The sequence below is a fragment of the Nocardia aurantiaca genome (assembly GCF_009708175.1).
GTDB lineage: Bacteria > Actinomycetota > Actinomycetes > Mycobacteriales > Mycobacteriaceae > Nocardia > Nocardia aurantiaca.
In genome coordinates this window covers 20,432-32,501 of sequence record NZ_WMBB01000006.1, presented here as the reverse complement: position 1 = coordinate 32,501, position 12,070 = coordinate 20,432, and the positions used below count along the sequence as shown (strand labels likewise).

General features: G+C 68.6%; 8 protein-coding genes. 4 read left to right on the top strand and 4 right to left on the bottom strand.

What is annotated here, in order from left to right; genetic code table 11:
* Positions 1 to 23: 23 nt before the first annotated feature.
* A complete protein-coding gene (locus tag GLP40_RS33810) occupies positions 24 to 1,661 on the bottom strand; it encodes a family 2 encapsulin nanocompartment cargo protein terpene cyclase (protein WP_230329565.1) in 1,638 nt (545 codons plus the stop codon).
* Between the two features lie 15 nt (positions 1,662 to 1,676).
* Positions 1,677 to 3,083 carry a family 2B encapsulin nanocompartment shell protein gene (locus tag GLP40_RS13620; RefSeq protein WP_154788297.1) on the bottom strand — a complete coding sequence of 469 codons (1,407 nt, stop codon included), beginning with the start codon at positions 3,081 to 3,083 and terminating at the stop codon, positions 1,677 to 1,679.
* Between the two features lie 388 nt (positions 3,084 to 3,471).
* On the opposite strand from GLP40_RS13620, the gene GLP40_RS13615 reads away from it, so the two are divergent.
* A complete protein-coding gene (locus GLP40_RS13615; protein ID WP_230329564.1) occupies positions 3,472 to 6,393 on the top strand; it encodes an AMP-binding protein in 2,922 nt (973 codons plus the stop codon).
* 110 nt (positions 6,394 to 6,503) lie between these two features.
* Here GLP40_RS13615 and rffA read toward each other — a convergent pair whose 3' ends face one another.
* On the bottom strand, positions 6,504 to 7,643 hold the full coding sequence (rffA, locus tag GLP40_RS13610; protein ID WP_328290117.1) for a dTDP-4-amino-4,6-dideoxygalactose transaminase: 1,140 nt from the start codon (positions 7,641 to 7,643) through the stop codon (positions 6,504 to 6,506).
* Positions 7,640 to 8,680: a glycosyltransferase gene (locus tag GLP40_RS13605; RefSeq protein ID WP_328290209.1), complete on the bottom strand. Its 1,041-nt coding sequence runs from the start codon at positions 8,678 to 8,680 to the stop codon at positions 7,640 to 7,642. Before GLP40_RS13605 ends, rffA begins: the two co-directional genes overlap by 4 nt.
* A gap of 410 nt (positions 8,681 to 9,090) precedes the next feature.
* Here GLP40_RS13605 and GLP40_RS13600 point away from each other — a divergent pair, with 410 nt between their 5' ends.
* Genes GLP40_RS13600 through GLP40_RS13590 form a run of 3 tightly spaced genes read left to right on the top strand, consistent with a single transcriptional unit; the run spans position 9,091 to position 12,051 of the window.
* Positions 9,091 to 11,325 carry a hypothetical protein gene (locus GLP40_RS13600; RefSeq protein ID WP_328290208.1) on the top strand — a complete coding sequence of 745 codons (2,235 nt, stop codon included), beginning with the start codon at positions 9,091 to 9,093 and terminating at the stop codon, positions 11,323 to 11,325.
* Positions 11,322 to 11,819 carry a GtrA family protein gene (locus GLP40_RS13595; RefSeq protein WP_328290116.1) on the top strand — a complete coding sequence of 166 codons (498 nt, stop codon included), beginning with the start codon at positions 11,322 to 11,324 and terminating at the stop codon, positions 11,817 to 11,819. Before GLP40_RS13600 ends, GLP40_RS13595 begins: the two co-directional genes overlap by 4 nt.
* 10 nt (positions 11,820 to 11,829) lie before the next feature.
* A complete protein-coding gene (locus GLP40_RS13590) occupies positions 11,830 to 12,051 on the top strand; it encodes a Trm112 family protein (RefSeq protein ID WP_154788294.1) in 222 nt (73 codons plus the stop codon).
* The last annotated feature ends 19 nt before the right edge of the window (positions 12,052 to 12,070 follow it).

Here is a 12,070-nt window from a genome sequence, read left to right as displayed (position 1 = left end):
CTGCGCACGGAAGAGGCTGTGGTTCAAGAGCTTTGGTTGTAGCGGCGGCTGTCCGCGTGCCAGGCCCGGTTGCCGCCCATCCAGGCCCAGAGGCCGGTCAGGAAGCGGCGCAGCTCCGGGGATCCGGCGGCGGCGAGCGTGCCCGCCTCGGCCTCGAAGCGGTGCACCAGTTCGTCGTGGACCTCGGCGGTGCGCCGCACGGCTTCGGGGCGGGAGCACTGCTCCTCGGTGGCCAGCACGGTGGGGAGATTGAATTCCCGTCCGTTGGAGAGATCTTCGCGGGCCATCGAATAGAGGTCGTTGACCATCTGGGCGGCCAATGCGGCGGTGGTGACCACCCGCCGCACCCGCGGATCGGTGTACTCCGCGGCCGGTACTTCGTAGCCGCCGACCGCGTCGATCGGAGCCATGCAGGGCAGGAAGCTGTGCGGTTGCCGGTTCATCAGATACTCCCATACCGGCGGCATCCGGCCCGCCGCCCGCCACCCGGCCTCGGCGCCGAGCGCGATGAACCAGCCGGCGATCTCGGTGCGCAGGCGCGCTACCTGGGGCGGCGTGGCGAACTGCGAGAGGTGCTCGAAGGAGGTCCGGAAGGCCCGCAGAATCGGATCGCTCTGCAGCGCCTCCTCGACCTTGACCTGGTACCGCGACGGCAGGTGCACCGGATCCATGGCCGCGGCGGCCAATTCGAGCCGCGGACCCAGCTCCGCCTCCGCGCTGGATTTGCTTCCGTCCGGCGCGATATCGCTGGCGTCCGCCTCGCAGTAGTAGTCGTCCACCGACCACTCCGACACCGCGCACTTGGCCGCCGCCAGCAATCGATCGGCGTCATCGCAATCCGGATGTGCCAGCATGATCAGCCGCCCGAAGTCGGCCTTGCGCAGATCGTCCAGCCGTCCCTCGTAGAGCCCGATCGCCTCGGCCCAGGCGATGATCCCGACGTTCACCGCCTCCGCCAGCGCCGGATTGTCCCGCACGGGGGGTGGGCAGTAGAGCGTCGGAATCGTCGACCCCTGTGCCCGCCGTGTCGAGCTGGTCCCGAGCCCGCTCGGACCTCGCGAAATTCGCGTGACTCCACGAGAGCTCGCGGCCTGTGCCGGGTTTGCCGACGTGGTGGCCCCGGGCTCGAGCGCTGTCGAACCGGGAATCCCGCGAGCCGGCTCGAGCGGCCCGGGTACTTCTCCGCCGATTCCGGTGCGGGCGTTGGTGATTCGGCGAGAAGCGGCGGGTTCGGTCCGGACGGTGGTGTGGGTTTCTGCCGATGGGGTGGAAAGTCGGCCCGAGCCCAGGGCGCGGGGGATGGGGCGGAGGGGTTCGGCGATCGGTGAGGTGGGGGGACGGGGCATCGGCACCGCGCCGCCGGCAGGCGACGGCGGACGCGATGCCCGTCCCGCGAGCTCCGTGATCACCTGGGGGGTGGGTAGGTTCACGCGCAGGCTCGAAGCCCCGAGGCCGGAGGGACCGAGTAGCCGTCGGGGGGAATCTGCCTCGGCGGCGGCCATGGCGCCGAGGCGGGGATCATCACCGAGGGTGGCGATGGCTTCCGTTGTCGCCGACAGGGTCTGGGGTGCGGTGGTGTCGAGGTTGTTCAGCAGGGCGGCGATGGACGCCGCCACCTCGGAGGTGGCAGGCGGGGCCGTTGCGCGTGAGAGCACCGACATGATGGGACACCTCGCTCAGTCGGACTGACGGGCGACCAGCACATTGTCGAGAATGCCGAGCGCGTCGGGGACCAAAACGGCGGCCGAGTAGTAGCAACTGACCAGGTAGGAGATGATCGACTGATCGTCGATGCCCTTGAATCGGACGTTCAGGCTCGGCTCGTACTCGTCGGGAATTCCGGTCTGGTGCAAGCCGATCACGCCCTGGTCCTTCTCACCGGTGCGCATGGCGAGAATCGACGTGGTCTGGGTGTCACTGACCGGGATCTTGCCGCATGGGAAGATCGGCACCCCCCGCCAGGCGGGCACGCGGTGGCCGTCCACCTCCACCGGGTCGGGATAGAGTCCGCGCTCGGAGCATTCGCGGCCGAACGCGGCAATTGCCTTGGGGTGGGCCAGGAACAGCTTGGTGCTGCGCCGCATGGAGAGCAGCTCGTCCATATCGTCCGGAGTGGGCGCGCCGGATTCGGTGTAGATGCGCTGTTTGAGATCACAGTTGTTGAGCAGCCCGAAGTCAGGGTTGTTGACCAAGTCGTACTCGCGGCGCTCGTAGAGGGCCTCGATGGTCAGGCGCAACTGTTGTTCGATCTGATCCATCGGGTCGTTGAACAGGTCGGCGACGCGGGTGTGCACCCGCAGCACCGACTGGCCCAGGCTCAGCTCGTATTCGCGTGGCCGGCCGTCGTAGTCGACGTAGGTGCCCTCGAGCATCGGCTCCCCGGAATGGCCGGAGGAGATGACGATCTCGGCCTCGCCGTACTTGTTCTGCGGCGGGGCCGGCGCCTGCGCGACGGCGGAAAGGTGTTCCGCCAGTGCCGGAATGTTCTCGGTGAGCTGCGCCACGGTGGAGCGGGACAGCACCAGCATGGTGGTGGGCGTGACGGTCTTGATGGTGACCGGCCAGATGGCGTCGGGATCGGTGAGGGTCGCGTCGCCGAAGAAGTCGCCGCCGCCCAGCATGCCGACCTTGGTGGTCTCCCCGTACTCTCCGGCGCCCATCTTGGCGAGCTTGCCGTGCACGATCAGCAACACCTGGTCCATGGGATTGCCGAATTCGGCGACCACCGTGCCGGCGGGCAGATCCCGCTGCTCGAAGCGCCCGGCCACGGTGGCCAGGATCTCCTCATCCGCGAAGCCGCGCAGCTGCGGCAGCTCCCGCAGCTCGAGCGGGATGACCTTGGCGTGCGGGCCGCTGATGACGTACTCCACCTCGCCGTTGCCGAGGGTGTGGGTGAGTCGCCGGTTGACGCGGTAGACACCGCCTTTCACCTGTGTCCACGGCAGCGAGCGGGTCAGCCAGCGGGAGCTGATGCCCTGCATCTGCGGTTCGGATTTGGTGGTGTGCGCGAGTTGATGGGCGGCAGTCGTACTCAGGGACTTGCGTTGGCCGTTTTCGGTCTGAGCGGGCATTTCGATGGTCATGCTGCGGTCCTCACCTCGAAGGGCCACCGCGAGGAAGGCGGTGGAGTCCACGGCGAAACAGCAGACCCGAACGGGGCCTGCGGGAATTGGGGGCAAGTGAGTGAATTGACAAGCGCGACAGTGCGTGTCCAGCGATTCCGATGGTAGAGCTCAGGTTCGGTGCGCGTGCCGAAACACCAAAACATGATGACTGGAATGTTGCTGCATCTCGGACGCCTCGAACGGACCGGCTTGCTTCGGCGCGCGCGGCCCGCATGGTACTGGTCACAGCGTCGGCGCAGTAGGGTGGAGGTATGGCAAGCTCATCGGGACGCGTCGGGGCGGGTGACGCTGGTCAGGGCCAGGAATGTCTGGGAGAGAAGCCGTGAAATTCAATACGAGGTCCGTCATGGGTCCGATCGAACGACTCGTCGCGACCGCACAGAACGGGCTCGAGGTGATCCGGTTCGGGGGGCTGGTTCACGACATCGAATCGTCGCCATACGAGGTGGTGGAGCGGAAGCGGATGTACCGCCTGCGGCATTACTTCCCGGACGACACCGGGGCGGACCGTCCGGTGGTGGTGCTGGTGCCGCCCATCATGGTGACCGCCGAAATCTGGGACGTCAATGCCGCCGACGGGGCGGTCGGCATTCTCCACGAGGGCGGAATAGATTGCTGGGTGGTCGATTTCGGCTCGCCCGCGACCGAAGAGGGCGGCTGGGACCGGGATCTGGCCGACCACGTGCTGGCCGTCTCGAGCGTCATCGACACTGTCACCGAAATCACCGGCCGCGCAGTGCATCTCATGGGCTATTCGCAGGGCGGCATGTTCGCCTACCAGACCGCGGCCTACCGCTACGGCAAGGGTATCGAGTCCATCGTGACCTTCGGCAGCCCGGTCGACGCCGTCGCGGGCATGCCGTTCGGCCTGCCGCACGGGCTGGTCTCCGACGCCGCGGACTTCCTCACCGACCATGTGCTCAACCGGCTGCCCATCACCGATTCCATGGTGCGCCTGGGCTTCCAGGCCCTGGACCCGGTCAAGACGGCCCGCGCGCGCATCGACTTCCTGCGCCAGCTGCACAACCGCGAGGCGCTGCTGCCCAAGGAGCGTCAGCGCCGGTTCCTGGAGGCCGAGGGCTGGCTCGGTTACCCGGGTCCCGCGCTCACCGATCTGCTCCAGCAGTTCGTCAAGCACAATCGAATGATGCTGGGCGGCTTCGTGATCCGCGATCAGCTCATCTCGCTGGCGGAGATCAAGTGTCCGATCCTGGCCTTCGTCGGCGAGGTCGACGACATCGGTCAGCCCGCCGCCGTGCGCGGCATCGTGCGCGCCGCCCCCAATGCCGAGGTGTACGAGACCAGCATTGTCGCCGGACATTTCGGACTGGTCTCGGGTTCCACAGCCACCAGGCAGACCTGGCCGGTCGTGCGTGACTGGGTCAATTACCTCAGCGGCCGCGGCGAGCTGCCCGGACAGGTCGAGCGAATGAGCACCGAGGTGGTCCGCAAGGGGCCGCGCACCGGGGTCACCCGGGTCGTGCACGCCCTCGGCACCCTGGCCGAGGCCGGCACCAGCGTGGGCAAGACCATCGAGGGCGTGGCCGGGCAGACGCTGCGCGGCACCATCGAACTCACCAGCGAGGCCGCCCGCGCGCTGCCCCGGTTGACCCGGCTGGGCATGATCCAGCCCCACACGCGAATCTCGTTGGGCCGCTTGCTCGCCGAGCAGGCGGCGCGCGCGCCGCAGCGCGACCTGTTCGTGTTCGACGACCGCGTGCACACCCAGGAGGCGGTGAATCAGCGCATCGACAATGTCGTGGCCGGGCTGATCTCCGTCGGCGTGCGTCCGGCCACCCGGGTCGGCGTCGTCATGGAGACCCGGCCGAGCGCGCTGGCCGCGATCGCCGCACTGTCGCGGCTGGGCGCGGTCGCGGTGCTGCTCGCGCCGGGCAGTGAACTGTCCAAGGCCGCCGAGCTGACCGGGACCAGGCTGCTCATCGCCGATCCGGAGAACCTGGCCACCGCGGCCGCCGCCGGTCACCGAGTGCTGGTGCTCGGCGGCGGCGACTCGCGCGGCCTCGACATTCCACCGGGCGCCGAGGTGGTGGATCTGGAGCAGATCGATCCCGCCCAGGTGGAGCTGCCGGCCTGGTACCGGCCGGATCCGGGTCTGGCTCGCGAGTTGGCGTTCATCCTGGTCACCGGCACCGGCGACAAGTTCGACGTCAAGTACGTCACCAACCACCGCTGGGCGCTGTCGGCCTTCGGCACCGCCTCCGCCGCCGATCTGGGCCGCCACGACACCGTGTACTGCCTTGCGCCACTGCATCATTCGTCGGGACTACTGGTGAGCCTGGGCGGCGCGGTGGCCGGTGGCAGCCGCATCGCGCTGGCCCGCTCGCTGGAGCCGACCCGGTTCGCCGAGGAGGTGCACCGCTACGGCGTCACCGTGGTTACCTACACCTGGACCATGCTGCGCGACATCCTCGACACCGAGACCTTCGCCGCCGGGCACCCGCACCCGATCCGCCTGTTCATCGGCTCCGGCATGCCCGCGGGCCTGTGGCGCCGCACCGAGGAGCGGTTCACCCCCGCCAAGGTGCTGGAGTTCTACGCCTCCATCGAGGGAGATGTGGTGCTCGCCAACGTCTCCGGCGCCAAGATCGGCTCCAAGGGACGTCCGGTCCCCGGCACCGCCAAGGTCGAACTCATCGCCTACGATCCGTTGACCGATGAAATCCTGGTCGAGGACACCGGCTTTGCCCGCCGCTGCGCCGACAACGAGGTAGGTCTGCTCATCGGCACGGTCTCCGACACCGTCGACATCTCCGCGGGCGGGCTCCGCGGCGTCTTCGCCCCCGGTGACGCCTGGATGCCCACCGAGAACCTCTTCCGCCGCGACAGCGACGGCGACTACTGGCTCATGGACCGCCGCGACACCGTCATCCTCACCCCCCGCGGCCCCGTCTACACCCAGCCCATCGTCGACGTCCTGAACGACATCACCGCCGTCGACATGGAAGTGGCCTTCGCCCTCCCCGTCGGCGAACGCATCCTCGCCGTAGCCGCGGTGAGCGTCCGCGCAGGCTTCACATTGGCACCCAAGGACGTCACCGAAGCGGTCCGAGCCCTCGCCCCGGACCAGCGCCCCGACATCGTCTACGTGGTGGACGACATCCCCCGCAGCTCCACCTTCCGTCCTTCGACGCGTGCGGTCCAGGCAACGGTCCGAGCCGAGCCCGACGACCGCACCTGGTGGTACAACCGCACCACCGACGCCTACGAAATCCTCACCCCCGACCTCGCCGCCCGCCTCTTCGCCTGACGGCGTCGGATCGGGCTGGACCGCGCTTCGCCATCATGGCGGGGCGCGGCAGCCGCCCGGGATCGCACATGACGAAGGCCCGGCCGATGACCGGGCCTTCGCGCTCGGTGCTAGACAGTGAAGCTGGTGACTCCGTCGACGACGCGGGTCAGCTGTTCCTCGGTCAGGCCGGGCCACAGGGGGAGGCGGACCAGGGTCGAGGAGAACTCGGCGCTGCGGACGCAGGGGAAGGGGGTGCGGCCGAGTTTCAGTCCCGCGGGAGAGGAGTCGAGCGGGATGTAGTGGAAGGGGGCCACGATGCCGCGCTGGGACAGGTGCGCGATGAGGGCGTCGCGGCGGTGTTCGGTGGGGACGCGCACATAGTAGAGGTGCGCTGTGTGCTCGCGATCGGACGGGACCGTCATGAGTTGAACATCGTTGCGGGCGGCCCAGTCCGGGAGGGCGGCGGCGTAGGTGTTCCAGACGCGGTGGCGGTTGTTTTGAATGGTGTCGAACTCGGCGAGCTGGGCGTCGAGGACGGCGGCGTTCAATTCGCTGGGAAGGTAGGAGGATCCGATGTCCTGCCAGGAGTATTTGTCCACTGCGCCGCGGAGGAAGCGGGCGCGGTCGGTGCCCTTCTCCCGGATGATTTCCGCGCGCGCCATGAGGATTTCGTCGGTGAGCAGGACCGCGCCGCCCTCACCGCAGTGCACGTTCTTGGTGTCGTGGAAGGAGAGCGCGCCGACGGTGCCGATGGTGCCCAGCGGGCGGCCGCGGTAGTAGCCGCCGAGGCCGTGCGCGTTGTCCTCGATGATCGCGAAGCCGTGCGTGTCGGCCAGCCGCTGCAGCCCCTCCATGTCGGCCGCCACACCGCCGTAGTGGATGACCATGACGGCCTTGGTGCGCGGGGTGACGGCCGCGGCCACCGACTCCGGATCGAGATTGCCGGTGGCGGAATCGATGTCGGCGAACACGACGGTCGCGCCGCGCAGCGCCATGGCCGTCGCGCTGGAGGTGAACGCGAAGCTGGGCACGATCACCTCGTCCTCGGGCCCGAGTTCCAGCAGCAGCCCGGCCATTTCGAGCGCGTGCGTGCACGAGGTGGTGATCAGGGCGTGCGGCGCACCGGTGATATCACGCAGTTTGGCGGTGGCGGCCGCGGTGAAGGGACCGTCGCCGTGGCTGTGGTCCGAAGACAGCACGGCCTCCACATTCGGCAGCTCGCGCGCGGCGCGGAACGGGCGACTGAAGATGATGCGGTCACTGCTCACGCGCGGGGATCCCCCTCGATGTCGTCGTCCAACCGATGTGCGTCGCCGTCGCGGCGCATTTCCCGGGCTCGCAGCTGCTCCGGCCGCGGTGTCGGTGAATCCACCGTCAGATACAGGGGTTTGCCGACCAGCACATGCAGTGCCACACCGAGGTATTCGGCGATCAGCCCCAGCGAGAACAGCACCGCGCCCGAGCACAGCAGCAGCACCGTCATGAGCGAAGCCCAGCCCTCGGGATCGGTGCCGCTGTCGGTCAGCGCGTGGTACACCACCCACCCCGCCATACCCAGTCCGCCCAGGGCCAGCGTCAAGCCCAGCAGGCTCACCAGCCGCAGGCCGCGAGTTCCGCTGCACAGCACCATCTTCCAGAACAGCGAGAACAGCCGCCGGTAGTTGTAACCGGACTCTTCGCGGCCCTCGGCGCGCAGCTGCACCGGCACCTGCGCCGCCTCGCCCACCACCCAGGTGAGCGCCACATCCAGGTACACGCCATTGGAAGCCACCTGTGCCAGCTGCCGCGCGATGTCGCCGCGGATCAACCGGTAGCTCTCGAAGCGGGTCGAATCCGGGAAAGCGAACACGGTCGCCAGTACGATCTTCGCCCCGCGCGAGGTGACGTTGCGCAGGAACCCGTGCGGGCGGGTGTTGACCGGCTTGGAGTAGACCAGATCGGCGCGCTGCGCCAGGGCCGTGTCGAGGAAGTCGGCGATGAAGGCCGGATCGTGCTGGCCGTCCTCGTCCATGGTGACGGTCCAGTCGCCCTGCGCGGCGGCCATGCCGGCGATGGTGGCGGCGTCCTGGCCGTAGTTGCGGCTCAGCCAGACCACCCGCACCTGCGGGTAGGTCTCGACGAGTTCCCGCAGCACCACGTCCGAGCGGTCGGGGCCGTGGTCGTGCACCAGCACGATCTCCTCGACCCGGAAGCTGGCGCCCCGCGGCGTGGTGACCGGCTCCCCGAGCTTGTCGAGCTCGCTGACCAGCGAGGCGATGGTTTGCTCACCGCGGTACACGGGCACCACGACGGAGACCGCGTGCACCCGCGCCGGGTGTTCGCTGCCGGAGGTCACGCTGGGGTCGCTCGCGTGGGTGCGGGCGGACGGAATCGGCATCAGCTGAATGTACTTTCGATGACGGTGTGCGCCGGAACTCCCCACCGGAAACCGGAGTCCGAGCCGCGGTGAACTCTAACACGCTGCTCGGACCGGCCTTCGGCGCGAAGCATTGACACTCGCCCATCATTCCCCATGCCGAAACCTGGCGATGGACCGGCGTAAGCGCCATCGACAGCACCACCCTGTAGGGTTTGGAACTCGTGGTGGAAAGCTCAGTTTCCAAGGTGGTCGGGGCCACTGAATCCGGGCAGGACGGCGGTGCCGGACTGGACGAAAGGTCGGTGCGGCCCGCGGAGCGTACGGCCCAGCCTTCGGAACGCGCGGCCCGGCGCGAGGTGTACCGCTGGGGCATCGTCACCTCGATCGGGGTGACGCTCGGCTACCTCGCCGTCATCCTGGCCAACTCCCGCCACTTCTTCACCGACGACACCGAATCCCAGTACACCGGGCTGTGGGTGTTCTTCGGCCGCGCCTTCCGCGACGGCCACTTCCCGTTCCTGATTCCGCAGCAGTGGATGACCGGCAACTACACCAATGAGGAAGCGGGACTGTTCAACCCGCCGCAGCTGCTGATCGATCTGATCGCGCCCTCGGTGCCGAACCTGGCCGTGTACGCCACCGTTGTGAAGCTTGTCTTCGCGATCATCGCCGGGCTCGGCGTGTACCGGGTCTGCCTGGTCTACGGCGCGCGCCCGCAGTGGGCCGCGGTGGCCGGCGTGGCCATGCCGTTCACCGGGTTCTTCCTGTTCTTCGACGAGGCCAGCTGGTTCACCGCCATGTCCGGCACCGCGTGGATGATCCACGCGTGGGCGTCCTCGGAGCGCTACCTGCGCGGCAAGGGTGGGCCCATCCCGGTCTTCGTGTACCTGTACCTGGCGATTTCGGTGCAGTACGTGTTCCCGGCCGTCGAGGCCGTACTCATGCTGATCGCGGTGGCGGTCGGCTACCTGGTGTGCCGGAGTCCGCGTAGTTGGCCGCAGTGGCGTGAGGCGTTCGGCCCGCTGCTGCGGCTGGCCGCCGCCGCGGTGTGCGCGGGTGCGGCGGGTCTGCTGACCTTCCTGCCGTCCATGCTGTCGGCGCAGGTCAGCTGGCGCGGCAACTCGCAGATCAATAACGACCAGTTCCTGACCGTGCCGTGGTCGGAGTCGCTGAACGCCAGTCTGCCCACCACCATGCCGGCGTTCACCTCATGGTGGGGTTACGTCCAGCCGCTGCCCATGACCTATGTCGCCTGGTTCCTGATTCCGGCGCTGGCCTTCGTGGATTGGAAGGCGGCGCAGAAGCACTGGAAGCAGTTCGTCGCGATCGCCCTGTTCGCCATGATGGCGCTCATGTGGACCGCCGGACCGGGCACCGTCGGCCCGCTACGCTGGCCCGCGCGCGTGCTGCCCATGCTGGCGCTGGGGCTGCTGGTGCTGGTGTGCGTGCTGCTGGGCCGCTTCGCCACGTCGAAGGACCGTGACAAGCGGATCATCGCGGCGCTGGTGTTGGTCCTGCTGCTGTGGGTGCGCACCTTCTCCGCCGATCCGCACGACGTGCTGTGGCACCTGGGTTCGGCGGCCGTGGTGATCGCGCTCGGGCTCGGCGCGGTGTGGCTGGGCCGCACCCGCGGGAGCAGCGCGGCCACCGCGCTGGTGATCGCGGCCATGGTGCCGATCGCCTGGTTCCAGGTGTGGTGGGTGCAGCCCACACCCATGTCGTGGAACCTGCCGGCCGATCGCAACGAGGCCATGGCGGCGTTCCCGAAGTTCCAGGGCGGCACCACCATTCAGCTCTCCGATCGCGGTCTGCTGCAGCCCGCCGACAAGAGCCTTCGGGGGGCGTACGGGTCGCTGGTGTGGGGCAACTACGCCAAGGACCTGGAGCAGGACTACGTCAACGGCTATACGCCCAACGGCCACTTCTACTTCGGCGAAATGCTGTGCATGCGCTGGGACTCGAGCGTCTGCCCGGACGCGTACCGCCGCCTGTTCGGCGCTGAGCCGACCACCGGCCGCACCCTCGCCGATCTCATGCTGATCGATCGGGTCGTGCTACAGAAGGCCATGTTCCCCGATGCCGGCGACCACCCCGCGCCCGAGGGCTGGCACTTCGTCGACGTGCCCGGCCATGAGAGGTACATCTGGGTGCTCGAGCGAGACGGCGGCCCGATCTCCACCGTGAACGGCCGCGTCGGCGACGCCCACGATGTCACCGCCACCTCACTCGACGAGACCGACATGACAAGCCGCGTGCGCGTCTCCTCGGAGACCGGCGGCCGCGTCACCTTCGCGCGCCTGGGCTGGCCCGGCTACCGCGTCACCCTCGACGGCAAGCCCGTTCCGTTCAAGACCGTGTCGAAAGTCTTCGTGGCGGTGGACATTCCGGGCGGCACCCACAATGCCGTGCTCGAGGTGAGCTGGCGGCCGCCGGGCTGGAAGATCGGCATGGCCAGTGCCGGGGCCGGACTCGTCGGCCTCGGGGTGCTGGAGTGGCTGTACATCCGCTCGCGCCGCCGCGGTCTTGACGCGCCCGCGGCCGAGCAGCGCGACGACGATCCGGATCGCGAATTGGTGGGCACGGCCAAGTGACCGACTCGCACCCCTCGCTGACCGAATCCGCGCCCGGCGAGAACGCGCCGGCCGGACCGCTGCTGCGGCTGGTGCGACGCCAGGAGGTCGCCTTCGCCCTGGTCGGCGGATTCAACACATTGCTGGGCATGGTCCTCACCATCGTGTGGCTGACCGTGCTCGACAGTGTGGTGTCCAAGGACGTGGCCGCCGCGCTGTCCGTGGCGCTGGCCTACGCGGTGAGCATGGTGGTGGCCTTCGTTCTGCACCGCACCCTGGTGTTCCGGGTCCGCGGCCACCTGCTGCGCGACTTCGTGGCCTTCGTCGGCGTGAACGCGGTCGGCATGGTCCTGAACATGGTGCTGCTGCAGTTGGCCGTCTCGCTCCTGCACGCCCCCGCCAAGCCGGCCGCCGTCGTGGTCATGGGCCTGGTCGCGGTGGCCAGTTTCTTCGGCCACCGCCACATCTCCTTCCGCCGCCCCGCCGATTCCCGCCCCGCCGACGCCGACCGGTAGGTTGTCGGACATGTCGGAGGAAACCCTGGACGCCACCCTGCTGAGCCTCATCGCCTGCCCCCAGGACAAGGGCCCCCTGCAGCTCGCCCACACCGCCACCGGTGACACCGTGCTCTACAACCCCCGCCTGCGCCGCGCCTACCCCGTCGACAACGGCATCCCGGTCCTCCTCATCGACGAGGCCCGCGATGTCTCCGACGAAGAACACGCCTTCTTCCTCACCCAGGACTGAACGCGTCGGCTGCTCGGCG